Origin of the sequence: Streptomyces sp. NPDC088747, from assembly GCF_044751025.1 — a bacterium.
In the GTDB taxonomy this organism is placed as follows: Bacteria; Actinomycetota; Actinomycetes; order Streptomycetales; family Streptomycetaceae; genus Streptomyces.
The window spans coordinates 312,500-335,972 of the sequence record NZ_JBIVKZ010000010.1; the positions used below are offsets into that span (position 1 = coordinate 312,500).

The window sequence follows — 23,473 nt, forward strand, 5'->3', positions numbered from 1 at the left end:
ACCGTACGCCTCCATGTCGAATGGTGAGACCTGTGTCTTGCTATGCGGACGGCGTCAGCGGACAGCGGACAGTGCGGGTCGGTGTCGGTTCGGTGGGGGGTGCACTGTCAGGGCCTCGGCTCGGGGCGCGGGCTGTACACCGTCAGGGCCTCCGGGAGCTTCTGGAGTGTCACCTCGCCCGCCACCTCCGTGACTTCACCGTCGTACGCGAGGAGCGTGCCGCGGGCGACGCCTTCCACCCGCAGTCGGCGTACGCGTACGGCCGCGTGGGCGGGGGAGCGGGTCAGCGGGCCGGCGAGGGCGGCGGCCAGCAGGCGGACGGCGGGGCGGCGTCCGCCGTGCACGACCCGTACGTCCAGTTGCCCGTCCGCGAGGTCGAAGCGGCGGGCGGGGGCGAGGCCCACCCGGTGGTAGGTGCCGTTTCCGGCGAAGAGCAGCCACAGCGGGTGGGAGCCGCCGCCCATCTCGGTGCTCAGCGGATGGCCGTCCGCGCGCAGGACGCGCAGGGCGCCGAGCACCCCGGCCGGCCAGCCGCCGATGCGCCCGGCCCAGCGCTTGCGCTCCTTCACCAGTTCCGGATAGACGCCCAGGCTGCATGTGTTGAGGAAGACGCCCTCCGTGCCGCCCGACGAGAAGCGCCCGACGTCGACGCGGGTGGCGTCGCCCCGCTGGACGGCCAGGCTCAGGTCGCGCGTGCCCTCCACGCCGAGGTCGTGGGCGAAGTGGTTGAGGGTGCCGCCGGGCAGGACGGCGAGCGGGAGGCCGTGGCGCAGGGCGATCCGGGCCGCGGTGTTCACGGTGCCGTCTCCGCCGCACACCCCGAGCACTCGGGCGTAGGTCGCCGCCTTCTCCAACTCGGTCTCGACGTCGGCCGGTTCGCACTCCACGGTCTCCGCGAGCGGCAGCGCGTCGTGCAGGGCCCGGATCCGGTCGGAGGTTCCCGCGCCCTTGTTCGCCACCATGACCAGGCCCTCGCCCTCGGGCAGGGCGGGCGCGTCCGCGTCGGGGCGGTCCGGCCGGAGCCGCTGGTCGCGCGTCGGCACCATGGCTCGTACGGCGTACGCGGCACCGGCGCCCAGCACCGCACCCGCGAGGACGTCGCTCGGGAAGTGGACGCCCGTGTACACGCGGGACACGACGACCGCGGCGGCGAGCGGGGCCACGACCGCGCCCCAGCCGCGGGACTCCATGGCCACGCCCGTCGCGAAGGCCGCGGCGGAGGCGGCGTGGCCCGACGGGAACGACGTGGTGATCGGCTGGCGCTTGAGCTGCCTGATCACCGGGACCGGGTCGAGGACGGGCCGGGGACGGCGCACCGAGCGCTTGCCGACGGTGTTGATGGTGACCGACGCGAGCGCCAGCGAGGCGAGACCGCGGGCGGCGGCGGCGCGGGACCTCGGGGTGCGGGCCGCCGCGATCGCCGCGGCCGTGGCGAACCACAGCACGCCGTGGTTCGCGGTGCGGGTCAGTCTCGGCAGGACGTGGTCGGCGCCCGGCCAGTGCCGGGTCGCGATCGCCTCGAACAGGTGGTAGTCGGAGTCGAGAAACCGGTCCCGGAGGATGCGGGGGCCCGGGGGGCGGAGCGTGAGGTCCACGTCTGGGATCGGGGTCATGGAGCTTCGTGTACCCAAGGATCCGCCTTTCGCCCTCGGCGCCGGGTGCCTCGCGCCGTTCCGGATCGGCCCCGGTCTCGGGTGCGTCGCGTCGTTTCGGATCGGCCCCGGTCTCGGGTGCCTCGCGCGGTTTCGGACCGGGCCCCGGCCAGGGGTGCGTCGCGCCGTTCGGTTCCGGGCCCCCGGGTCTCCGTTCGGATCCGGGCCCGGGGCCCGGAAAGCCCTGGCCCGTCCGATACCCGTTTGCCCGTCGCCTCCCGCCCCCGGAGAATGCCTCCCCATGGGACACCTCGAAGCCGCACACCTTGAGTACTACCTTCCCGACGGGAGGGCGCTGCTCGGCGATGTGTCGTTCCGGGTGGGGGAAGGGGCCGTCGTCGCCCTGGTGGGGCCCAACGGCGCCGGGAAGACGACACTGCTGCGGCTGATCTCGGGGGAGCTGAAACCGCACGGCGGGACCGTCACCGTGGGCGGCGGGCTCGGCGTGATGCGCCAGTTCGTGGGATCGGTCCGGGACGAGACGACCGTACGGGACCTGCTCGTGTCCGTGTCGCCGCCGGGGATCCAGCAGGCCGCCAAGGCCGTCGACGCGGCCGAGCACGCGATGATGACCGTCGACGACGAGGCCGCTCAGCTCCGGTACGCGCAGGCGCTGTCCGACTGGGCCGAGGTGCGCGGATACGAGTCGGAGACCCTGTGGGACATGTGCACCGTCGCCGCGCTCGGCATCCCGTACGAGAAGGCGCAGTGGCGGCAGGTGCGGACGCTGTCCGGCGGTGAGCAGAAGCGGCTGGTCCTGGAGGCCCTGCTGCGCGGCACCGACGAGGTGCTGCTCCTGGACGAGCCGGACAACTACCTCGACGTGCCCGGGAAGCGCTGGCTGGAGGAGCGGCTCAAGGAGACCCGCAAGACCGTCCTCTTCGTCTCGCACGACCGTGAACTGCTGGCCCGCGCCGCCGAGAAGATCGTCAGTGTCGAGCCCAGCCCCGCCGGAGCGGACGCCTGGGTGCACGGCGGCGGGTTCGCGACCTACCACGAGGCGCGGCGGGAGCGTTTCGCCCGCTTCGAGGAACTGCGCAGGCGCTGGGACGAGAAGCACGCCCAGTTGAAGAAGCTTGTGCTGAACCTGCGTCAGGCGGCTTCCATCAGCCATGAGTTGGCGTCCCGCTACCAGGCCGCACAGACCCGGCTGCGCAAGTTCGAGGAGGCCGGGCCGCCTCCGGAGCCGCCGCGCGAGCAGGACATCAGGATGCGGCTGCACGGCGGTCGCACCGGCGTAAGGGCCATCACCTGCAAGGGACTTGAGCTCACCGGCCTGATGAACCCCTTCGACCTGGAGGTGTTCTACGGCGAACGGGTCGCGGTCCTCGGCTCCAACGGCTCGGGGAAGTCGCACTTCCTGCGGCTGCTCGCCGGTGACACCGTCGCGCACACCGGGGAGTGGAAGCTCGGCGCCCGCGTCGTGGCGGGCCACTTCGCGCAGACGCACGCCCACCCCGAACTGGAGGGGCGCACGCTGCTCGACATCCTGTGGAGCGAGCACGCCCAGGACCGCGGCGCCGCCATGTCCCGGCTGCGCCGCTACGAGCTGACCGCGCAGTCCGAGCAGCGTTTCGAGAAGCTCTCCGGCGGCCAGCAGGCCCGTTTCCAGATCCTCCTGCTCGAACTGGCCGGTTCCACGGCCCTGCTCCTCGACGAGCCGACCGACAACCTCGACCTCGACTCCGCCGAGGCCCTCCAGGAGGGTCTGGAGGCGTACGAGGGGACGGTCCTCGCGGTCACCCACGACCGCTGGTTCGCCCGCTCCTTCGACCGCTACCTCGTCTTCGGCTCCGACGGCCGGGTGCGGGAGACGCAGGAGCCGGTCTGGGACGAGCGGCGCGTGGAGCGGGCGCGATAGCACGCGGATTCCGGACGGGCCCGCTCGCGCCGGGCCGGCACGCGGATTCCGGACGGCCTCGCCCGCGCCGGGGCAGCACGCGGATCGCGGACGGCCCCGCCCGCGCCGGGATTCCGCGGTCCGTCCGGAGGTCCCGCGTCCCCGAAGTTCGTAGAGTGGAGGGGGACGGCGGGAACCCGCCGTCCCGGACGCCGGTCGGGGCACGTTCGCCGGGCGGGGTCCGCGGACCGTGCCGAAGGCCACGACAAGAGGGCCACGACGAGCGGGGTGCCACCATGACCGGAGTCGACCCGGGCGCTCTGGACGACCAGCAGCTGATGAAAGAGCTGGAGACGATCCACCGCACCCGCCACGACACACTGCTGCACGGTTCGAACGACGCCCTGCGGACCCACAACGACCGCATGGCACGGTTGGAGGGCGAGTACCTCCGGCGCCATCCGCGGCGCCGGATCGCCGCCGGGCGGACCCGCGAGGGAGCCCGGGAGCGGGGCCCCGCCGGGGAGTGAAACCGCGGCGCAACCCGGCGGATCCCCCGCTGAGTTGACCGCCCGAACCCGTGTGTTTGCCCCGGGCTCGCCGGGGCAGGCGCAAGCACAGTGCTTCGGACAGGAGGCACGTCCGTGGGAGCGATGCGTCACGCGCCCCGGGTGTGCCGGTCCGTCGACCTGCGCGCTCCCACGGTGACTGTCCCATCAGGCACCCGTGAGGGAGTTGCGACGCATCATGCGAACTCAAGCGAGCACCAGGCGCCATCCGCACAACGACGCCCCCGACACCGCGGAGTCGTTCCGCGAACTGGCCGCTCTCCCTCCGGGCAGCCGGCGTGACGCGCTCCGCGGGGAGATCGTCGAAGCGTGGCTGCCGATGGCCGAACGGCTCGCGGGACGGTTCCGCAACCGGGGCGAGAGCGCCGAGGACCTGCGACAGGTCGCCGCGCTCGGTCTGGTCAAGGCCGTCAACCGTTTCGACCCCGAGCTCGGCAACGCCTTCGAGAGCTACGCCGTGCCGACCATCACCGGCGAGATCAAGCGGCACTTCCGCGACCACATGTGGAGCCTGCACGTGCCCCGCCGCGTCCAGGACCTGCGCAACCGTGTGCGGTTCGCGAGCCAGGACCTGTCGCAGACCATCACGGGCCGCAGGCCCACCGTCGCCGAGATCGCCGAGCACACCCAGCTCAGCGAGGAGGACGTACGGGCCGGTCTGGAGGCGCTGGAGAGCTTCACCGCGCTCTCCCTGGACGCCGAACTCCCGGGCAGCGAGGACGGCTACTCGCTCAGCGACGCCCTCGGCTCCGCCGACCCCGCCCTGGACACCGTCATCGACCGCGAGGCGGTCAAGCCCCGGCTGCGGGCCCTGTCCGAGCGTGAACGCGCCATCCTGTACATGCGGTTCTTCGACGACATGACGCAGAGCAGCATCGCCGAGGAACTCGGCATCTCCCAGATGCACGTCTCCCGGCTGATCAGCCGCTGCTGCGACCGGCTGCGCAATCAGGTGATGCGGGACGCCGACTAAGGCGCGCTCTCGGGTTCCTGCGCTCCTGAGCTCCCAGGGTCCGGGCTCGTTGTCTGCGGTCTGCGGCGGGAGTCGGATTTTCGGTGCCCGATCGAGGCGCGTGGGGGGACCGTACCGTCACCCGCCCGGCGGTGCGGGTAGCGCGAATGGTGCCCGGTGGCGGGCGCCCACCGCCCCGGCGGGCTGTGATGGGCTCCGGGGGCACGACGGCCGTGCCCCTTCAGCGCCCCGCCGAAGGAGCCCAGCTCATGCGCCGTACCGCCCGTGTCCTGTCCGCCACCGCCCTGGCCGGTGCCGCTCTGGGCGCCGCTGCCTCGGCCGCGTCCGCGGACCCGGCCGCGGAGGTCAACCCGGGCTCCGTGATGCCCGGCGGCAGCGTCACCGTCTCCGTCACCTGCGACGCCATCGGGGGTGCTCCGCCCGACTTCATCGAGGCCGCCTCGGAGGGTTTCGAGGACGGCAAGGTCCAGCTGCGCCGGGTCGTGGGCGACGGAGAGGGCGTGGCGGGCGCCGCGTACAGCGGTACGGCCCGCATCCCGCCCGGCGGCGGCCGGGGCGAGCATCCCGAGAACCCTCTCGAAGGCGACGACCCGGTGGGCCCCGAGTCCGAGTGGGACGTCGACGGCACCTGCCCGGTGGCACCCGGCGGACACGAGAAACAGTGGTCCGCCTCGTACGCCGTGACCCGTGAGGAATCCGCCGCCCGCGACACGGTGGAACCTGAGCACCTCGCCCCGGTCCAGCGCGGCGTCCACGCCGGTGAGGGTGGCGCCTTCACCGACTCCCTCCCGGCCCTGATCGCCGGCGGCACCCTGATCGCAGGAGCGCTGGGCGCGGCCGTGTACCGCCTGCGGACCAAGGACGCCTCGGCCGACCGCTGACCCCCGCTGGGACCGGCGGGACCCAGCCGCACCCGGCAGGACACCGATGCCATGGGACCGGTCGATCGTGGGTACGGAGAGGCTGAGGGGGCGGACGGGACGGGACCGGTGAATCCGTACGGTGCTGTGCCGCCCCGCGCGGAACAGCACAGCACCCGGACAGCGCCGCACCACGGCAGCACAGCACCACGGAATGCACGGACTGCACGGAACGCACGAAACGCACGGAGGCACCCATGCGGCGGACGGATCCGGAGGGGCACGGGCCCGTCCGTTACGGGCCGCCCCTTCCCGACCAGGGTCTGCCCGTGCTGCCGGAGCTGCGTGCCGTGCTCGCCGCCGCCGCGGACCGGGCCGACGCCGAGCCCCCTGGCGGCGGACCGGCGCTCCTGGACGCGGCCCGCGGCTACTGGACACGGCGTGGGCTGCCCGCCACCCCCGACCGCGTGGCCGCGGCTCCCGGCGCCCCCGCGCTGCTCCTCGCGCTGACCGGCGCCCTCGGCGGCGACGTCCTGGTACCGAGGCCCTGCGCCGCCTGGTGGACGCCACAGGCGCACCTGCTGGGTAGATCCGTGTTCCATGTGGCGACTCCCGCGGAGTGCGGCGGGGTGCCGGACCCCTACGCCCTCCTGGAGACCGTACGAAGAGTGCGTGCCGAGGGCGGTGACCCACGACTGCTCGTCCTGTCCGTCGCCGACGACCCGACCGGCACTGTCGCGCCCCCGGAGGTGGTCCACGAGACCGTCGAGGCGGCGGCGGGCGAGGGACTCCATGTCGTCAGCGACGAGACCTGGCGCGACACCCTGCACCAGCCGCGGGACACCGTCCTGCTCAGCCCCGCCGAGATGCTCCCCGGCGAGGTCACCGTCCTCACCGACCTCGCCGGCCCCTTCCTGCCGCAGGGCTGGCCCGCCGCCGTCGCCCGCTTTCCCGACAACGACTTCGGCGCCCGGCTGCGCGCCCGCGTCCTCGACGTGCTCACCGTGCTCGGCGCCCGGGTCGCCGAGCCCGTCGCCGCGGCGGCCGCGTACGCGCTCGGCGAGCCCGAGGCGGTCACCGCTCGGCTCGCAGCCTCCGTACGCCTGCACGCGCGCGTGGCCGCCGCCGTGCACCACGCGGTGGTCGGTGCGGGCGCCCTGGCGCTGCCACCGCGGGCCGGCAGACACCTGTACGTCGATCTCGGACCGCTGCGCACCGCGCTCGGCGCGCACGGGGTGGGCGACGCGCAGGATCTGGAGGACTTCCTCACCGCCCGGCTCGGGCTGCCCGCGCCCGGCGGCCACCGGTTCGGCGACGAACTCGCCGCGCTACGGGTACGACTGCCCACCGGGCCGCTGCTCGGCGCGACCGACGAGGAGCGTGCGCGATGCCTCACCGCTCCCTCGGCATCGGAACCGCCGCATGTGCAACGCGCGTTGACCCTGTTGGAGTCGGCCTTCGACGATCTCCGAGATGACGCTCAGCGACGGGAGCCTCCTCGATGACGCAGCAGTCCGAGTCGACCACGACCAGCTCTACGACCTCCACGACCACGCGGGATGGGGACGAGCCGGCGTCCACCGCGGACCGGGATCTGGCGACCGGGTCCGGGCCGGGGTCCAGATCCGGGCCGGGGTCCGGGTCCGGGTCCGGACCCGGGAATGCCGCCACCGCCACCGCCGCCGCCTCCGCCTCGGCGGACCCCGGAGCCGCCGCTCTGCCACCTCTCTCACCTCCGTCACCCCTCGCCTCCCCCGCCCCTCCCGTCCCCCTCGCCGACCCCCGACCGCTCGGCGAACGGCGTGTCTGGCCGCGGTCGTTCGCGGACCGGCTGACGGCGCCGCTGCCGGGGCTGCGCTCCTTCGCGCGGTTCGCCCGTGAGGGCGCGCTGCGGCCGGACCCCGCCGGCCTCGCCGACATCCCGGCACTGCCGTTCGAGCCAGGGCCACTGCCGCGGGTGGACGCGCGCACCGTCGCTGTCTCCTGGGCGGGGCACGCGAGTTGGGTGATCAGGATCGGCGGGCTCACCGTCCTCACCGACCCGGTGTGGTCCCGCAGGATCCTCGGCACGCCGGCCCGGATCACGCCGGTCGGCGTGGCCTGGAGCGCCCTGCCGCGCGTCGACGCGGTCGTCATCAGCCACAACCACTACGACCACCTGGACGCGCCGACCCTGCGCCGACTCCCGCGCGACACACCGGTGTTCGCGCCTGCCGGGCTCGCACCCTGGTTCAGACGCCGCCGGTTCACCCGGGTCACCGAGCTCGACTGGTGGGAGGCGGCCGAACTGGACGGCGTCCGCTTCGACTTCGTCCCCGCCCACCACTGGTCCAAGCGCAGCCTCACCGACACCTGTCGCACGCTCTGGGGCGGCTGGGTCCTGACCGCCTCGGACGGACAGCGCGTGTACTTCGCGGGCGACACGGGGTACGGCCACTGGTTCGCCCAGATCGGCCGACGTCACCCCGGCATCGACCTCGCGCTGCTGCCCATCGGCGCGTACGACCCGCGGTGGTGGCTGAGCGACGTGCACTGCGACCCGGAGGAGGCGGTCCGCGCGTCCGTCGACCTCGGCGCCCGCCGGATGGCACCCATGCACTGGGGCACCTTCGTCCTCTCCGCCGAGCCGGTCCTCGAACCGCTGACCCGGGTCCGGGCGGCCTGGGAGAAGGCGGGCCTCGACCGGGAGGACCTGTGGGACCTGCCGGTCGGGGGTTCCCGGGTTCTGGTGTGACGCGGGGCGCCGGAGGGTGACGTCGTCCTGCCCGGATGTCGTCCTGCCCGTACGCCGTCCCGCCGGGGAGTCGTCCTACTGCGGCGCGGTCCTGCGTACCCGCTTCCACAGGCCGGGCAGCAGGCTGATCACCACCGTCAGCACCACCGCCGCCACGACCCCCTCCCATGGCTCGCTGAAGAGGGAACCGCCCGCGACGCCGATGAGTTGGTAGGTCGCCGCCCAGGCGAGACAGGCCGGGACGTCACCGCGGGCGAAGGTGCGCAGCGGCATCTTCGCCAGCAGGCAGGCGAGCATCACCGGGATGCGGCCGGCCGGGACGAGCCGGGAGAGGACGAGTACGGCTATGCCGTGGTCGCCCAGCTTCTCCTGGGCCTGCGCGAGCCGCTCCTCGGGGGCACGGGAGCGCAGGGCCTCCAGCCAGCGTGAGCCGTTCTTGGAGTGCATCCCGCGCCGCCCCAGCCAGTACAGGGCGACATCGCCGAGGAACGCGGCCAGCGCCGCGACACCGAAGACCAGCAGCATCGAGAACGGCGCCGTCTGGTGAAAGGCGACCACGGCCGCCGAACTGACCAGCGCGCCCGTCGGCACCACCGGCACCAGCGCGCCGATCAGCACCAGCAGGAAGAGCGTGGGATACCCGATCGCCTGCTGCGCGGTCTCCGGCGACGTGGTCGACGCCGCGGCCAGGAAACTCACCGGCCCACCTCCGGCGCGGGGCACGCGCGGAAGGTCGCGCCCACAGCCGCCGGACACGCACCCTCACGCCCGCCCGCGAGCTCCGTACGCGCACCAGCCCCTATGACCGTCGGCACCGCACGCGACCCCGCGTCCACCAAGACCCCCGCGGACAGAGCCGTCACCGTGCGACCTCCGGACGTACGCTCTCGCCGTGGCCGAGCAGGTGTACCGCGACCTTGGGGGCGCGCTCAGCGGCCAGGCGCACGAACTCCGCACCCGGCGCGTGGAATTCATGGGGGCGCACGGCATCCATTCCGATCGGCCAGTACGTGCCGTAGTGCACCGGCACAGCGCTTCGGGGCATCAGCCGGGCGAGCGCCTCGGCCGCGCGCCCCGCGTCCAGATGCTCTTCCCCGAGATACGGACCCCATCCGCCCACCGGCAGAAGAGCCACGTCGACCGGTCCGACCTCCTCGGCCATCGAGTCGAACAGCCCGGTGTCCCCGGCGAAGTACGTGCGAGCCTCGCCCTCGACCACGAAACCCAGGGCGGGCACCCGGTGCGGTCCGACCGGCAGCCGCCGCCCGTCATGGCGGGCCGAGACGGTCCGTACGACCAGGTCACCGACGTCCGTCCGGTCGCCGGGCGCCACCTCGGTGATCCGCAGGCGGTCCAGCCTGCGCAGCGCGGGCACCGCGCGCCGGGCACCGCGTGGCACCAGCAGCCGGGTCCCCGGCGCGAGCCGCGCCAGCGAGGGCGGATGCAGATGGTCGGAGTGCAGATGCGAGACGAGCACCACGTCGGCCACCGCGGCGGCGGGAGGGGGCGGCGCCCCGCGCCTTCGCCTGAGGTGCGCGAGCCGGCGCGCGAACAGCGGGTCCGTGAGCACGCGCGTGCCGGAGTCCTCCAGCGTGCAGGTGGCATGCCCCCACCAGGTGATCTCCACCGGCACTTCTTTGCCTCCTTCGTGCGACTCCCCCCGAGCCTACGGGCAGGAGTAGGGTCGGCGACGAAACCCGGAGGTGAGGGGGACGCCATGGGAGAAGCGCGCGGTGCCACCGGCACGCACGCCCTCAGGTTCCCGCCCGGCCGGGCGGGGCCCCTCTCGCTGCGCGTGACGGCGATCGCGAGCCTGACGCCCCTTGAGGAACTGGACGCCGACCCGTTCCTGGTCGACTCCCGCAGCCAGCACGCGATGTGCGCCCGCTGGGCCGCCGAGCACGGCTACGTCGTCACACGGGAACTTCTCGTACGAGGCCTGCGCCCCGATCACCGCACCCTGTGGGCCGACGTCGAGGCGGGCCTCGTGGACCTGTTCGTGGCGCCCAGCCACCGGGTCCTGGAGCGCGCCCTCGCCTCGGTCGACGAGTTCACCGCCGAGTGCGTGCGCCGCGGCGTACGGGTCGAGACCGTCGGCAGCGCGGAACCCTCCTACGACGCCCAGATGAAGGCGAGCGTGCACCGCCGTCTCTCGATGCCGACGGCCGGGTACGACGGCCGCTGAGCGTCTGACCTGCGATCCGGCCCGGGATCCGGTGACGAACGGGGCCCGTCGGCCGTTGTGACAGGGTGGGAGCAGGTCTCGCGAACCGGGCGGGCCGGGACGTGAGGCGGGCAGGGCGTGGGTGGCGGGCGTTGGCGCAGGATCCTCAGCGGGCTGTGGCGGAGTATCGCGGTGTGGGCCGTGTCCACCGTCACGATGCTCGTCCTCGCCGGTGCGCTGCCCGACTTCCAGCTCCAGTCGGACACCGGTGACAGCGCCACCCGGATCGCCGTCACCGCGGGCGTCGGCGCCGGCGTCTTCGGTCTGCTGTCGTCGATGGTGTGGCCGCTCCTCGTCAGGGCGCTGCTGCTGGTCCCCGCGCTCGTGCTCGGGCTGCTGGTCTTCTTCCTCAACGGGTCCCTGCTGCTGATCGCCCTGTGGATAAACCCCTCCGGGCGGGGCGAGGCGGCGCCGGAGACGGCGGTGGTCGTCGCCGCGGTGATGTCCGCGGTCGCCTCGGCCACCGGCGGTGCCCTCGCCGTCCGGGACGACGACGCCTACCGGCGCAGGCTGTACCGCCTCGCGGACCGGCGCCGCAGACGCGCCGACGGGCGGTCCGGCCCCGCGACGCCCGCCGCCGTCTTCCTCCAGCTCGACGGGGTCGGCCACGACGTACTGCGGGAGGCGGTGGGCAGGGGACTCATGCCGACCCTCGCCCAGTGGCTCGGCGCCGGCGGTCCCGCGGGCGCCCGTGTCACCCACCGGCTCACCGCCTGGCGCACCGACTGGTCCAGCCAGACGGGCGCCAGCCAGCTCGGCATCCTGCACGGCAGCAACCACGACATCCCGGCCTTCAGGTGGTACGAGAAGGAGCGCCACGAGGTCATGGTCTGCAACCGGCCGAGCAGCGCCGCCGAACTCCAGCGCCGTGCCGTCGAGTTCACCGGCGACGGGGGACTGCTCACCGCGGACGGCGCCAGCCGCGGCAACCTCTTCAGCGGCGGCGCCGACCAACTGGCCCTCGTCCTGTCCGTGTCCGCGCGCAGAGGCCGGGAGAACCGCTCCCGGGCGGGCTACTTCGCGTACTTCATCGACCCGGCGAACGCCGTCCGTACGGTCCTGTCCTTCGGCGCCGAGGTCCTCCGGGAGATCACCTCGTCCACCCGCGGACGGCTGCGGAAGCTGCGGCCACGCGTCAAGCGCGGTGGGCTCTACCCCTTCATCCGCGCCTTCGCGACGGTCGTCGAGCGCGACGTCGTCGTCACCGCGGTGATCGGCGACATGCTCGCGGGCCGCAACGCCGTCTACGCCGACCTGGTGGGCTACGACGAGGTGGCGCACCACTCGGGGCCGCGCGGCCGGGACGCCGACAAGGTCCTCGCGCGGCTCGACCGTTCGATCGCGCTGATAGCGAAGGTCGCCGACCACGCGCCGCGGCCGTACCGGATCGTGCTGCTCTCCGACCACGGCCAGAGCCCCGGCGAAACGTTCCTGACCCGTTACGGGCTCACCCTCGGCAACCTGGTCCGGGCCGGCTGCGGGCTGCCCGTGCCGCGCAGGGCACGGCGCACCCACAGCGGTGCCGAGGCGCGGGCGGCGGTGCGGGCCGCGCTGCGCAGGCCCGTCGAGGAGGGCGGCGCCCAGCACCCGCCCTCGCAGCACCGCTCGGAGCCCGTCGTGCTGGCCTCCGGGAACCTCGGCCTGATCTCCTTCCCCGACGTGCCGCACCGGATGAGCCGCGAGGAGATCGACCGGCGCCACCCCGCGCTGCTGTCCACGCTCGCCAACCATCCCGGCGTCGGCTTCCTCCTCGTACGCAGTGAGGAGTACGGCGGTCTCGTCATCGGCGCGCACGGGGCGGAGGTCCCGCTGGACGAGCTCGACGACGAACACCCGGGCCCGCTCGCCGACTTCGGCCCCGGCGCCGCCGACGTCGTGCGACGGACCCACTCCTTCCCGCACGCCGCCGACATCATGGTCAACTCCTGGTACGACCCCGCGGAGGGTGAAGTGCTCGCCTTCGAGGAGCAGATCGGCTCGCACGGCGGACTCGGCGGCGCCCAGGGGCGGCCCTTCCTGCTGTCGCCGGTCGCGCTCTCCGCGCCGGTCGAGGACGGCGCGGAACTGGTCGGCGCGGAGCAGGTGCACCACGTACTGCGGCGCTGGCTGCGCGAGTGCGACGGGCCGCAGGTACCGCTGCCGGCGCGGCCGAACGAGCGGGCCGCGTAGGCGGGGCGGTGTCGGCGGGGCCGCGCAGGCACGGGCCTGGTGGGCGCGCGGAAAATGGGCTGCGTGAACGGACCGGCGCGCACAGACTGTCCGTATCGGACATCGCGCACCCGCGCGCCCCACGGACACCTCCAGGAGCCGCTGCGTGCAGGCAGCCGTCACCGTCACTCCCGCCCGGATACCGGAACTGCTGCTCGGTCTCGCGACCGTCCGGCCGGTCTTCATCTGGGGCGCCCCCGGCATCGGGAAGTCGTCCCTGGTGCGGGAGTTCGCCGAGTCACTGGGCCTTGAGTGCGTGAGCCTGCTCGGCACACAGCTCGCGCCGGAGGACCTCATCGGGGTCCCGCAGATCCGGGACGGGCGCTCGGTGTTCTGCCCGCCGGAGGCGATCGCCCGCGACGAGCCGTACTGCCTGTTCCTGGACGAGCTGAACGCGGCGACGCCGGACGTGCAGAAGGCGTTCTACTCGCTGATCCTGGACCGCCGTATCGGCAACTACGAGCTGCCGGCCGGCTCGATCGTCATCGGCGCAGGCAACCGTGCGACGGACAACGCCCTGGCCAGGCCGATCGCCTCCGCGCTGATCAACCGGCTCGCCCATGTGCACCTGGAGGCGTCCCCGAAGGACTGGCTGGTGTGGGCCGCCGCCAACGACATCCACCCGTGGATCCTCGACCACCTCACCGACCGCCCCGACCACCTCTGGTCCAAGCCGCCCAAGACTGAGGAGCCCTTCTCCACACCCCGCTCCTGGCACATGCTCTCCGACGCCCTGCGCTCCTTCGGGCCCGGCGTCGACGAGGACACCCTGAAGGTGATCGCGCACGGCACGCTGACGCCCGCGCACGCGGTCGCCTTCTGCGGCTACGTCAAGATCGTGCGCAGCCGGTTCGGCATCGAGGCCATCATCAAGGGCGAAGCCCGCTGGCCCAAGCGGGTCGAGGACCGCGACCTGCTCTACTACCTCGCCGAGTCCTTCCGCGGCCGTCTCGTCAAGGAGCTGCCCGCCAGGAAGGAACACGCCTCGGAGCACGGGCGGCAGACCGCCTTCCGCGCCAAGTCGCTGCTCGTGCAGCTCGCCGAGATCTCCGTCGAGGTCGCCCAGAGCGTCATCGCCGCCGACGCCGACGGCAATCCCGTACTGCCCGCGTGGTTCCTGGTCGAGGCGGCGCGGGACATGCCGAGGCTGGTGGAGGCGCGGCGGTGAGCGGCAGGCGCGGGCAGGGGGAGAAGGAGAAGCCGGATCCGGCCGCCGAGGCCTTCGCGGAGGGGATGCGGCTGGTGCGGGCCAACCGTGCCCTGGCCGCCATCGGATTCAGCACCTGCCGGCAGAAGGACTGCCCCGCGAGTCCCCGTGACGGCCTGGTCCGCGTCGACTCCAGCGGGGTGCTGCACGTCCACCCCACCCGCCGCGCCGACCCCGCCGCCTGGGCCTGGGCAGCCGCGCACGGCATCATCCACCTCGGCTTCGGCCATGTCCCGGCGGCGTCCGGCGAGCGGGTCCAGCCCGACCGCTTCGACCTCGCCGCCCGCTGCGCCGTCGTCAACCGCTTCCTGCTCGGCTTCCCGGTCGGGCTGACCCCCGAGGACCTGCCCGCCTCCTACCCCGACGGCGACGAGGAGCAACTCGCCGCGCGCTGGCGCCGCGACGGGATCCCGGCGGCGTACGAGGGGTGCGGTACGGCCGGGGGAGAGCCGGACCAGCTCCTGGTGACCTGGCACACCTGGAGCGGCGGCACCGTGCCCGACTGGCAGCTCGCCTTCGCGCACGCGCTGACCCGCACCATGGCCGCGGCGATGGACATGGCGGGCGGCCGTCGCGCCTCCATGCGCGGCGGACCCACCCGCCTTCAGCCCTGGGAGAAGGCGCTGAGCTGGTTCGTGTCCTCCTACCCCCTCCTCGGCGGCATCGCGGCCGGCATCACCGTCGTCGCCGACGCCGAACTCGCCCACGCCCACGGCATCTCCATCGCCGCCGTCGACACGGAGGCGGCCGAGATCTACATCAACCCGCTGCGCGAGTTCGACGACGAGGAATGGCGGTTCGTCCTCGCCCACGAGATGCTGCACGCCGCCCTGCGGCACAGCGACCGCTGCGGCACCCGCGACCCGTACCTCTTCAACATCGCCGCGGACTACGTCATCAATGGCTGGCTGTCCGAGATGCACGTCGGCTCGATGCCCGAAGGGCTGCTGTACGACCGGGAGTTGAGGGACCTGTCGGCGGAGGAGGTGTACGACCGGATCGCGACGGACCTGCGCCGGATGCGGCGCCTGTCCACGCTGCGCGGCAAGGGCGTCGGCGACATGCTCGGCGGCCCGCTCGGCTCGCCCCGCGACTACGTGGACCTCGACGAGTTCTACCGCCGTGGTCTCGGCCAGGGTCTCGACCTGCACCAGCGTCAGGAGCGCGGCTTCCTGCCCGGCGGCCTGGTCGAGGAGATCCGCGCGCTCAGTCACCCACCGCTCGCCTGGGACGCCCAACTGGCCCGCTGGTTCGACGAGTTCGTGCCCCGCCCAGAACCGCTGCGGACGTACGCCCGTCCCTCGCGCCGTCAGGCGGCGACCCCGGACATCCCCCGCGCGGGCCGCTACTTCCCGCCCGAGGAGATGGCGCGCTGCACCTTCGGCGTGGTCCTGGACACCTCCGCCTCCATGGACCGCACCCTGCTGGGCAAGGCGCTCGGCGCCATCGCCTCCTACGCCGAGGCCCGCGACGTACCGGCCGCCCGTGTCGTCTTCTGCGACGCCGCCCCGCACGACGCCGGCTATCTCCCGGTGACGGAGATCGCCGGCCGCGTACGGGTGCGCGGCCGCGGCGGTACGGTCCTGCAGCCCGGCATCGACCTGCTGCACCGCTCGGACGACTTCCCGCCCGGCGCGCCCGTCCTGGTCATCACGGACGGCTGGTGCGACGTCCTGCGGGTGCGCCGCGAGCACGCCTACCTGATTCCGCAGGGCGCGCGACTGCCTTTCACGGCCCGGGGGCCGGTGTTCCGGGTGAGCTGACGCCGGGCGCGGGCTCAGTGCTGCGGCCAGAACCCGGAGCGCATCCTGCCGAAGTCGTTCATCGTCCGGACGGCGGGCGCGAAGCCGGGGCTGTGCGACGCGTCGCTGAAGGAGACCATGGTGCCCAGCGTCTCCGCGAGCGTCATGAACTTGCGCAGCGTCACCTGGTCGTCCTTGAACTCCTTGGCCGGCAGGTGGCTGTGCGCCGCCTCCAGCGCCTGGAGATGACGCAGCAGCCGGTCCCGCGCCGCCTCCCGGTCGCGGTCGTACAGGTCGTCCAGCGCGTAGAAGGTGACCTCGCTGGTCCACAGGCCGACCGCATGCACCGTCACGGTCTCCTCGGAGAGGGTGAGCGCCGCGGCCAGGTCGATCTCGTGCCGGCGGCCCTCACCGGCCACGGTGTCCACGTACTGCACGGTCGCCGTACCGAGGTCGGACAGTTCACGGCCCGGCGGCACCCTCACCTCCAGGACCACCCAGTACGTCTCCTCGAACGCCAGGTCGGGCGCGAAGATCCGGACGCCCTTCTCCTCGGTGATGATGTCGGGCAGCGCCTCGGCGCCGTAGTTCTCCCGCGCCAGCCCGGCCGCCCGCTTCGCCGCACGGTGCACCGCGGCACGCGCCCTGGGGTCGGTGATCAGGTCGTGCCCGTACAGGTGCCGGATCTCCACCCCGGGGTCGATGTCGAGGCGGAGCTGGATGTCGATGGCGGCGAGGTGGTCACGTCTGCTCAGATCGCCGAGCAGGTCGGCTCCGACCTGCTCGGGACGGGTGACGAAGGTCGAGTTGCCGCCGGAGAGCCCGGCGAGCGCGGCCAGTTCGGGCATCCGGGCGTCCGAGCCGAAACCGAAGCAGGACAGGGTGAGGTCGCCGCGCATCCTGGCCGCGATGTTCGTGCGGATCCTGATCCAGTCCAGCTCGCCGGACGTCGGGTCGCCGTCCGAGAACAGGTACAGACAGTTGACGGTGCGCCCGTTACGGGAGTTGCGGCTGATCTCGTCGATCCCGTACTGCACGCCGAGGTTGATGTCGGTGGCGCCCTGCGGGGTCAGACCGGCGACCACCGCGGAGAAGCGGTCCTCGGGCAGGTCCTTCTTGGCGACGGCGGGCAGGACGGTGCGCACGTTGTGGTCGAAGGTGATGATCCCGAGGCAGTCCTCGGGCCGCAGTTCGCGGTAGATGGTCTGCAGGGCGGACTTCACCGTGTCGAGCTTCTCGCCCGCCATCGAGCCGCTGATGTCGACGACGAACACGAAGTTGACCGGCAGCGGTTCGCCGCCGGGGGCGTCACCGGGCCGCGCCGCACCGGCCTTGAGCGTGATCTCCACGAAGTGGGTGGTCGCCTCGTCGGCCTTGAACTCGCCTGGCACGGCGGCGAGTCCATGACTCACCGCGACGGCTTCCCCGGGACCCGGCCCCGGCACCTGATCGGTACGGGCCGCCACGAAGTCGTCGAACCTGATCTGGTCCTGCCCGATGATGACGCCCTGCTCGATCAGGTCCTTCGCACCGAGGACCGAGCGGGTGCCGAAGGCGTTGTTGCGCCGGATGAAGAGACCGTCGTGGGGGAGGGGCCGGGTGGTGTCGCGGGGGCCGGGGCCGCCGGGGGGTGAGGAGGAACGGTGGCTGCGTCGGCTCGAGAGGTAGAGGGCCTCCGAGTCACCGTCGTACGAGTCACCGCTGTACGAGTCGATGGAAGCCGAGAGACGGGACAGCCGCTCCCTGAGCAGCTCGCGCGCCGGCTCGGATTCCGGTGTCCTGTCCGCGGCCAGCTCAACGCCGTAGTAGGTCGCATGCTGCTGGGTCCCTACGGTGTGTGCGAACCCTCCCGCGGCCTGGTTGCCCAGGGTCACCTGACCCCCGAGGAACCTCGGCGACAGATCAGCTTCCTCCCACCGCCCCGAGTGGATCACCCGACCCTCCCGCAGCCACCGCCACAGCAACCCGTCCGGGGTCCCGTCGTCCGGAGCGGTGATCTCGGGGTGGACGATCACGGTCGGCGTCGGGCGGTGGACCGTCCCCCCTTCGTCGAGGGCACTGATGCTCACCGTCGAGACCCGCAGCCCGTGGAGCGACGCGAAGGCCCGGCATTCCCTCTCACGCCGTTCGTACGAGGTGCGGTGGTCCGCGCCGAGCGGCACGCCCGGAGGGATCAGATCGACCAGCAGGAGTGCGGCCGGCCCCACGTACCACCGAGGCGGGGGCGGCGGTGGGGGCGTGGCGGCCGAAGCGGCGGGATCGCACAGGCGTAACTCCGAGCCGTCCCGCAGGAAGTTCCAGAGCCTGGTGCCCGGCTCGCCGTCGGGCGTGGCCGGCGCCTCACCCGGATGGACCACAAGGACGGCGTCGGGACGCGCCGCCAGCAGCGCGTCGGCCTCGGCAGCGCTCCGCGCCACCGGCTCCAGCGGCGTCAGCCCCAGCTCGGCGGCCCGCCGGCCGGCCTCGGCCGTCAGCCGGCCGAAGGCGCTGTCGTCTCCGTCGGCGATCGCGGGCGGCCCGACGTACAGGACGGCCGGACGGCCGGTGGCCACGATGATGTCGTCATTCGGCATGCGCGTTCTCCGTCGTACGGGTGGGGAGTGGGCATCGCGCCTCCAACTCGCTGCGGGTGCGCACTCCGCCGTCGAACATTCCCTCGGCCCTCAACCGGCGCAGCCAGGCGTCGAGTTCGGCGCTGAGACCGGTGTTCTCCTCGGCCAGCCGGGCGGCCCGGTCCCGCCGCGCCGGTTCGTTGGCCAGCAGCAGGAGCGTGATCTTCAGGGCGAGGCCGTGCGGATTGCGGGCGTCGAGCTTCAGCGCCTCCTCGACGTACCCGGAGGCGACGGGGAAGTTGGAGCGGGTCAGTGCGATGCGGGCCTTCCAGTACCAGAACTCCTCCGTCTCGCGGTCCGCGCCGGAGGCCTCGAGGGCGCGCTCCGCCTGGTCCGGCTCATTGAGGGCCACATGCCTGCGTACGGTGGTGAGGGACCGTTCGACCCTCGTGTCCCCGGCGCCGTTCCGACGCGGACGTGCGCGCGGGCCCGTGGCCACGCGTGCCGCGATGAACACCACGGCGAGCAGGAACAGCAGCAGCATGCCGACGAGGACGAGGAACTGCTGAATGCCCTCGCTCTCGGCGAGCGTGGCGAAGATCCCGAGGATGGCGACGCTGAAGGCGAGCACGATGACGGCGCCGAAGAAGGCGGTCGCCTGGGCCGAGGTGAGCGTCCGGAACATCCTGTTGCGGATGATGTCGCGCACGAAGTCCCGGTAGAGCAGATAGAGGACGCCGAGTGCGATGCCGCCAAATCCCGCGATTCCCCCGAGGACTTGGAAGAGTTCGACCATGCCTGGACTGTAGGGCCTCTTCGCGGCTTTCGGCAGGGAAAATCACAGGTACGGTCCGGCAGGTCGCGGCCCCATCAGGCGCGTGGAGGGCCCCAAGGTGTGATCGGATGGGACACACGGAACCCGGTAGCGGGACCACACCCGAAAGGAACCATCGTGGCAACCACGCGCTCTGCACACACCGTCTGGGAAGGCAACCTGCTCGAGGGCAGCGGCGTCGTCACCTTCGACTCCTCCGGCGCCATCGACGAGCAGCCCGTGACGTGGGCGTCGCGTTCGCAGGACGCGAACGGCAAGACAAGCCCCGAGGAACTGATCGCGGCCGCCCACTCCAGCTGCTTCTCCATGGCGTTCTCGCACGCCCTCGCGGGCGCCGGAACGCCGCCCACCAAGCTCGTCACCTCCGCCGAAGTCAACTTCCAGCCGGGCGAGGGCATCACCGGCATCCACCTCACGGTGGAGGGCACGGTGCCGGGCATCGACGCGGAGGCCTTCGCCGCCGCGGCCGAGGACGCCAAGAAGAACTGCCCGGTCAGCCAGGCGCTCAGCGGCACGACGATCACGCTGTCGGCGAAGCTGGCCTGACGGTCCGCACGTTCTGAGAGCGGTACGGCGCCGCGGTCCCCAAGGGGCCGCGGCGCCGTCATGTCCGGGCCCGCCAGGGCTCGTCGCGGGCCCGGACGGGCACATGTCCGGACTCGCGCGGAGCGTCCGCCCCATTGACAGATGCGCACTCAAGTTTTGTGCTGGAGGGCGGCAGAACCGGGCGGAAGGGGACGGACATGGCACGTGCGGTCGGGATCGATCTCGGTACGACGAACTCCGTGGTCGCTGTTCTGGAGGGCGGCGACCCCACGGTCGTGGCCAACGCGGAGGGCGCGCGCACCACACCCTCCGTGGTGGCCTTCGCCAAGAACGGCGAGGTGCTCGTCGGCGAGGTCGCCAAACGGCAGGCCGTGACGAACGTGGAGCGCACCGCGCGTTCCGCGAAGCGGCACATGGGGGACACGAGCTGGCGCTTCCCCGAGACGGGCGCCATCGACGGCACCCGGTACCGCGCGCAGGAGCTGGCCGCGCGCGTGCTCCAGAAGCTGAAACGGGACGCCGAGGCGTACCTCGGCGAGGACGTCACGGACGCCGTGATCACGGTGCCCGCCTACTTCGACGACGCGCAGCGCCAGGCCACCAAGGAGGCCGGTGAGATCGCGGGCCTCAAGGTCCTGCGGATCATCAACGAACCGACGGCCGCCGCCCTCGCGTACGGGCTCGACCGCGGGGAGGAGCAGACCGTTCTCGTCTTCGACCTGGGCGGCGGGACCTTCGACGTCTCCCTGCTGGAGATAGGAGACGGTGTCATCGAGGTCAAGGCGACCAACGGCGACACCAAACTGGGCGGCGACGACTGGGACCAGCGGGTCGTCGAGCACCTCGCCCAGCGGTTCAAGTCCGCGCACGGCGTCGACCTCGGGCACGACAAGATGGCGCTGCAACGGCTGCGCGAGGGTGCCGAGAAGGCCAAGATCGAACTGTCCAGCTCCTCCGAGACCACCGTCAACCTGCCCTACATCACCGCCACCGCCGACGGGCCGCTGCACCTGGACGAGAAACTGACGCGTGCTCAGTTCCAGGAGATCACCGCCGATCTGCTCGACCGCTGCAAGAACCCCTTCCACCAGGCGGTGAAGGACGCCGGGGTGCCGCTGTCCGTGGTCGACCGGGTCATCCTGGTCGGCGGCTCGACCCGGATGCCCGCCGTCACCGACCTGGTGCGGGAACTCACCGGCAAGGACCCGCACAAGGGCGTCAACCCGGACGAGGTCGTCGCCGTGGGCGCCGCGCTCCAGGCGGGTGTCATCCGCGGTGACGTCAAGGACGTCCTGCTGCTCGACGTCACCCCGCTGTCCCTGGGGATCGAGACCAAGGGAGGGATCATGACCAAGCTCATCGAGCGCAACACCACGATCCCGACCCGGCGTTCGGAGATCTTCACGACCGCCGTGGACAACCAGCCCTCGGTCGGCATCCAGGTCTACCAGGGCGAACGCGAGATCGCCGCGTACAACAAGAAGCTCGGCGTCTTCGACCTCACCGGGCTGCCGCCCGCGCCGCGCGGGGTGCCGCAGGTCGAGGTGGCCTTCGACATCGACGCCAACGGCATCATGCACGTCTCCGCGAAGGACCTCGCCACCGGGCGCGAGCAGAAGATGACCGTCACCGGCGGCTCCGCGCTTCCCAAGGACGACATCGACCGCATGATGCGCGAGGCCGAGCAGTACGCGGACGAGGACCGCGGCCGCCGCGAGGCCGCCGAGACCCGCAACCAGGCCGAGCAACTCGTCTACCAGACCGAGCGGTTCATGCAGGAGAACGCGGAGCGCATCCCGCCCGAGACGAAGCCGGAGGTCGAGGAGGCGGTCGTGGAGCTGAAGGCACTGCTGGAGGATCCGGCCGACACCGGCGCGCTCCGGGCCGGCGTCGAGAAACTCGCCACGGTGAGCCAGCGCATGGGGCAGGCCATGTACGCGCAGGCCCAGCAGACCCAGCAGGCACAGCAGACCCAGGAGCAACCGCCGCGGGAAGCGGCCACCGAGCAGGCCCCGAACGACGAGGAGGGCGTGGTGGACGCGGAGATCGTGGACGAGGAGAAGGAAAGGGGCGGAGAGGCGGGCAGCGGTGGAGATACGGGCGCGGACAGGGGCGGCGATACGGATGGGGGCAGGGGCGGCGAGACGGGCCGGGGCAGGGACGCGAAGGGTGGCACGGGTTGAAGCCCGGGTGCCCTGTGTCGCCCCGTGTCGCCCTGTGTTCGGCCGCACGTCATCCGCGGTCCCTAACGTGCGGGCCATGAAGAGACTTTCGATCACGGTCAGCGCCGTCGCGCTGACCGTCGGACTCGCGTCCCCCGCCGTGGCCCAGCGTCACTCCGAGGACTTCGGCCAGGCGAAGCTGACCGGCTTCGCCTCGCTCCCGGCCGAGACGTTCGTCCCGAACAGCGAGCCGTCCGGTTCGGCCATCGGCGCCGGACCGTTCAACGGCATCACCGGCCCGTTCGCGGACCAGCCGGTGCAGGGCTTCAGCGGTGCCGTGAACCGTCACGACGGCAGCTACGACGTGCTGTCCGACAACGGCTACGGCAACAAGGCCAACAGCGCCGACTTCCTGCTCCGCGTGCACCGTGTGAAGCCGGACACCAGGACCGGCGAGGTCAGGGTCCTGGGCGACTTCAACCTCAGCGACCCGTACCACAAGGTGCCGTTCGCGCTCACCCGGGCCGACCGGGTGCTGACCGGAGCGGACTTCGACGTCGAGTCCATCGTGCGGACCTCCGACGGCACGTACTGGCTGGGCGACGAGTTCGGCCCCTTCCTGCTGCACTTCTCCTCGACCGGCAAGCTCCTCGAAGCCCCGATCGCGCTCGCCGGAGTGCGGGCACCGGAGAACCCGTACCTGAACGGCGCGCAGCCCACCATCGCCGGCAGCAAGGGCTTCGAGGGCATGGTCCGTTCCGTCGACGGCCGGCACCTCTACCCGCTCCTGGAGGTCACGGTCAACGGCGACACCCCCGGCGACCTGCGTTTCAGCGAGTTCGACCTGAAGTCCCGCAAGTACACCGGGAAGCGTCTCACGTACCGCCTGGAATCTCCCTCGAACGCCATCGGGGACGCCATCGCGGTCGACCGGAACCGCTTCCTCGTCATCGAGCGCGACGGCGGCCAGGGAGCCGACGCCAAGTTCAAGCGGATCTACCTCGCGGACACCCGGGACCGCGACGGCGACGGCGCCATGGACAAGACCCTCGTGGCCGACCTGATGAACATCGCGAACTCGAAGGGCCTCGGCGGCTTCGGCGCGACGTTCACCTTCCCGTTCACGACGATCGAGGACGTGGTCCTCCTCGACGACAGGACCCTCGCCGTCCTGAACGACAACAACTTCCCGTTCTCCTCCGGCCGTACGCCCGGCAAGGCGGACAACAACGAGTTCATCACCGTCCGGCTCTCGCAGAGCCTGAAGGCGGACAAGCGCGCCCTGCGCTGACGGCGTCCCGTCCCTTCCCGGCCCGCCACCGCGGACGCGACCCGAGGCAACTCGGGTCGCGGCCCCCGTCAGCGGGGT

General features: G+C 72.5%; 18 protein-coding genes. 13 read left to right on the top strand and 5 right to left on the bottom strand.

From position 1 onward, the window contains the following. Positions 1–107 precede the first annotated feature (107 nt). Positions 108–1,613 (bottom strand): bifunctional phosphatase PAP2/diacylglycerol kinase family protein, encoded by a 1,506-nt coding sequence (locus ACIP79_RS24535; RefSeq protein ID WP_401226676.1) that lies wholly within the window; start codon positions 1,611–1,613, stop codon positions 108–110. Between the two features lie 280 nt (positions 1,614–1,893). On the opposite strand from ACIP79_RS24535, the gene ACIP79_RS24540 reads away from it, so the two are divergent. From ACIP79_RS24540 to ACIP79_RS24565, 6 genes are all read left to right on the top strand, one after another. Beyond that, positions 1,894–3,513 (top strand): ATP-binding cassette domain-containing protein, encoded by a 1,620-nt coding sequence (locus tag ACIP79_RS24540; protein WP_401226678.1) that lies wholly within the window; start codon positions 1,894–1,896, stop codon positions 3,511–3,513. A gap of 275 nt (positions 3,514–3,788) precedes the next feature. Then, a complete protein-coding gene (locus ACIP79_RS24545; RefSeq protein ID WP_401226680.1) occupies positions 3,789–4,022 on the top strand; it encodes a DUF6158 family protein in 234 nt (77 codons plus the stop codon). Between the two features lie 217 nt (positions 4,023–4,239). After that, positions 4,240–5,034: an RNA polymerase sigma factor SigF gene (locus tag ACIP79_RS24550; protein WP_401226681.1), complete on the top strand. Its 795-nt coding sequence runs from the start codon at positions 4,240–4,242 to the stop codon at positions 5,032–5,034. A gap of 248 nt (positions 5,035–5,282) precedes the next feature. After that, positions 5,283–5,915, top strand: a complete 633-nt coding sequence (locus ACIP79_RS24555) for a hypothetical protein (protein WP_401226682.1) — start codon at positions 5,283–5,285, stop codon at positions 5,913–5,915. A gap of 236 nt (positions 5,916–6,151) precedes the next feature. Beyond that, positions 6,152–7,399, top strand: coding sequence for an aminotransferase class I/II-fold pyridoxal phosphate-dependent enzyme (locus ACIP79_RS24560; RefSeq protein ID WP_401226684.1), 1,248 nt, complete (start codon positions 6,152–6,154; stop codon positions 7,397–7,399). After that, a complete protein-coding gene (locus tag ACIP79_RS24565) occupies positions 7,396–8,628 on the top strand; it encodes an MBL fold metallo-hydrolase (protein WP_401226685.1) in 1,233 nt (410 codons plus the stop codon). The genes ACIP79_RS24560 and ACIP79_RS24565 overlap by 4 nt, the downstream gene beginning before the upstream one ends. 75 nt (positions 8,629–8,703) lie before the next feature. Here ACIP79_RS24565 and ACIP79_RS24570 read toward each other — a convergent pair whose 3' ends face one another. Together ACIP79_RS24570 and ACIP79_RS24575 are read right to left on the bottom strand one after the other, a co-directional pair. Continuing rightward, entirely contained in the window at positions 8,704–9,327 is a 624-nt protein-coding gene (locus ACIP79_RS24570) for a DedA family protein (RefSeq protein ID WP_383686430.1), read from the bottom strand. Positions 9,328–9,487: 160 nt separating this feature from the next. Further along, positions 9,488–10,261 carry an MBL fold metallo-hydrolase gene (locus tag ACIP79_RS24575; protein ID WP_383686433.1) on the bottom strand — a complete coding sequence of 258 codons (774 nt, stop codon included), beginning with the start codon at positions 10,259–10,261 and terminating at the stop codon, positions 9,488–9,490. An 84-nt stretch (positions 10,262–10,345) separates the two neighbouring features. Between ACIP79_RS24575 and ACIP79_RS24580 the strand changes: the two genes are divergently transcribed. The 4 genes from ACIP79_RS24580 (at position 10,346) to ACIP79_RS24595 (ending at position 16,030) form a co-directional block, all read left to right on the top strand. Continuing rightward, a complete protein-coding gene (locus ACIP79_RS24580; RefSeq protein ID WP_401226687.1) occupies positions 10,346–10,813 on the top strand; it encodes a hypothetical protein in 468 nt (155 codons plus the stop codon). Positions 10,814–10,930: 117 nt separating this feature from the next. Further along, a complete protein-coding gene (locus ACIP79_RS24585; RefSeq protein ID WP_401226689.1) occupies positions 10,931–13,021 on the top strand; it encodes a phage holin family protein in 2,091 nt (696 codons plus the stop codon). 145 nt (positions 13,022–13,166) lie between these two features. Then, the gene (locus ACIP79_RS24590) at positions 13,167–14,228 is read left to right on the top strand and encodes an ATP-binding protein (protein ID WP_401226690.1); all 1,062 of its coding nucleotides are present in this window, start codon (positions 13,167–13,169) and stop codon (positions 14,226–14,228) included. A gap of 65 nt (positions 14,229–14,293) precedes the next feature. Then, positions 14,294–16,030: a hypothetical protein gene (locus ACIP79_RS24595; RefSeq protein WP_401226734.1), complete on the top strand. Its 1,737-nt coding sequence runs from the start codon at positions 14,294–14,296 to the stop codon at positions 16,028–16,030. 14 nt (positions 16,031–16,044) lie between these two features. On the opposite strand, the gene ACIP79_RS24600 is transcribed toward ACIP79_RS24595, so the two are convergent. Together ACIP79_RS24600 and ACIP79_RS24605 are read right to left on the bottom strand one after the other, a co-directional pair. Then, entirely contained in the window at positions 16,045–18,582 is a 2,538-nt protein-coding gene (locus ACIP79_RS24600) for a VWA domain-containing protein (RefSeq protein WP_401226691.1), read from the bottom strand. Next, positions 18,572–19,357, bottom strand: a complete 786-nt coding sequence (locus tag ACIP79_RS24605) for a hypothetical protein (protein WP_401226692.1) — start codon at positions 19,355–19,357, stop codon at positions 18,572–18,574. The genes ACIP79_RS24600 and ACIP79_RS24605 overlap by 11 nt, the downstream gene beginning before the upstream one ends. A 156-nt stretch (positions 19,358–19,513) precedes the next feature. On the opposite strand from ACIP79_RS24605, the gene ACIP79_RS24610 reads away from it, so the two are divergent. From ACIP79_RS24610 to ACIP79_RS24620, 3 genes are all read left to right on the top strand, one after another. Then, positions 19,514–19,942 (top strand): OsmC family peroxiredoxin, encoded by a 429-nt coding sequence (locus ACIP79_RS24610; protein ID WP_401226693.1) that lies wholly within the window; start codon positions 19,514–19,516, stop codon positions 19,940–19,942. A 197-nt stretch (positions 19,943–20,139) separates the two neighbouring features. Beyond that, positions 20,140–22,125, top strand: a complete 1,986-nt coding sequence (gene dnaK, locus ACIP79_RS24615) for a molecular chaperone DnaK (RefSeq protein ID WP_401226694.1) — start codon at positions 20,140–20,142, stop codon at positions 22,123–22,125. Positions 22,126–22,201: 76 nt separating this feature from the next. Beyond that, entirely contained in the window at positions 22,202–23,395 is a 1,194-nt protein-coding gene (locus tag ACIP79_RS24620) for an esterase-like activity of phytase family protein (protein ID WP_401226696.1), read from the top strand. Positions 23,396–23,473: the final 78 nt, after the last annotated feature.

Coding starts and splice junctions, on each gene's coding strand:
- ACIP79_RS24535 (WP_401226676.1), bottom strand. CDS start 1,613: ATGACCCCGATCCCAGACGTGGACCTCACGCTCCGCCCCCCGGGCCCC.
- ACIP79_RS24540 (WP_401226678.1), top strand. CDS start 1,894: ATGGGACACCTCGAAGCCGCACACCTTGAGTACTACCTTCCCGACGGG.
- ACIP79_RS24545 (WP_401226680.1), top strand. CDS start 3,789: ATGACCGGAGTCGACCCGGGCGCTCTGGACGACCAGCAGCTGATGAAA.
- ACIP79_RS24550 (WP_401226681.1), top strand. CDS start 4,240: ATGCGAACTCAAGCGAGCACCAGGCGCCATCCGCACAACGACGCCCCC.
- ACIP79_RS24555 (WP_401226682.1), top strand. CDS start 5,283: ATGCGCCGTACCGCCCGTGTCCTGTCCGCCACCGCCCTGGCCGGTGCC.
- ACIP79_RS24560 (WP_401226684.1), top strand. CDS start 6,152: ATGCGGCGGACGGATCCGGAGGGGCACGGGCCCGTCCGTTACGGGCCG.
- ACIP79_RS24565 (WP_401226685.1), top strand. CDS start 7,396: ATGACGCAGCAGTCCGAGTCGACCACGACCAGCTCTACGACCTCCACG.
- ACIP79_RS24580 (WP_401226687.1), top strand. CDS start 10,346: ATGGGAGAAGCGCGCGGTGCCACCGGCACGCACGCCCTCAGGTTCCCG.
- ACIP79_RS24595 (WP_401226734.1), top strand. CDS start 14,294: ATGCGGCTGGTGCGGGCCAACCGTGCCCTGGCCGCCATCGGATTCAGC.
- ACIP79_RS24600 (WP_401226691.1), bottom strand. CDS start 18,582: ATGCCGAATGACGACATCATCGTGGCCACCGGCCGTCCGGCCGTCCTG.
- ACIP79_RS24605 (WP_401226692.1), bottom strand. CDS start 19,357: ATGGTCGAACTCTTCCAAGTCCTCGGGGGAATCGCGGGATTTGGCGGC.
- dnaK (WP_401226694.1), top strand. CDS start 20,140: ATGGCACGTGCGGTCGGGATCGATCTCGGTACGACGAACTCCGTGGTC.
- ACIP79_RS24620 (WP_401226696.1), top strand. CDS start 22,202: ATGAAGAGACTTTCGATCACGGTCAGCGCCGTCGCGCTGACCGTCGGA.